The 418-nt window shown below is 59.8% G+C and carries 1 protein-coding gene; it reads left to right on the top strand.

Translation table 11 applies throughout. The features are described from left to right. Window positions 1-418, top strand: a 418-nt coding sequence (locus tag ACIOVB_RS26320) for a glycine--tRNA ligase subunit alpha (protein ID WP_401272138.1), incomplete at both ends; no start/stop codon positions are given.

Raw genomic sequence — 418 nt, 5'->3', positions numbered from 1 at the left:
GTTCACTTACTTCCAGCAAGCGGGCGGCATCGAGTGCTACCCGGTGACCGGCGAGATCACCTACGGTCTCGAGCGTCTGGCCATGTACCTGCAAGGCGTGGATTCGGTTTACGACCTGGTCTGGGCTGACGGCCCGATGGGCAAAGTGACTTACGGCGACGTGTTCCACCAGAACGAAGTGGAGCAGTCCACTTACAACTTCGAACACGCCAACGTCGACAAGCTGTTCGAACTGTTCGACTTCTATGAAGGCGAAGCCAAGCGCCTGATCGAGCTCGACCAGCCGCTGCCGTTGCCGAGCTACGAAATGGTGTTGAAGGCTTCGCACACCTTCAACCTGCTGGATGCGCGCCGGGCGATCTCGGTGACCGCGCGTCAGCAATACATTCTGCGCGTTCGCACCCTGGCGCGTTCCGTC

It is taken from the genome of Pseudomonas sp. NPDC087639, from assembly GCF_044743385.1.
Classification (GTDB): domain Bacteria; phylum Pseudomonadota; class Gammaproteobacteria; order Pseudomonadales; family Pseudomonadaceae; genus Aquipseudomonas.
The sequence above is the reverse complement of the archived record's forward strand: the minus strand, read 5'-3'. Positions and strand labels throughout refer to the sequence as shown.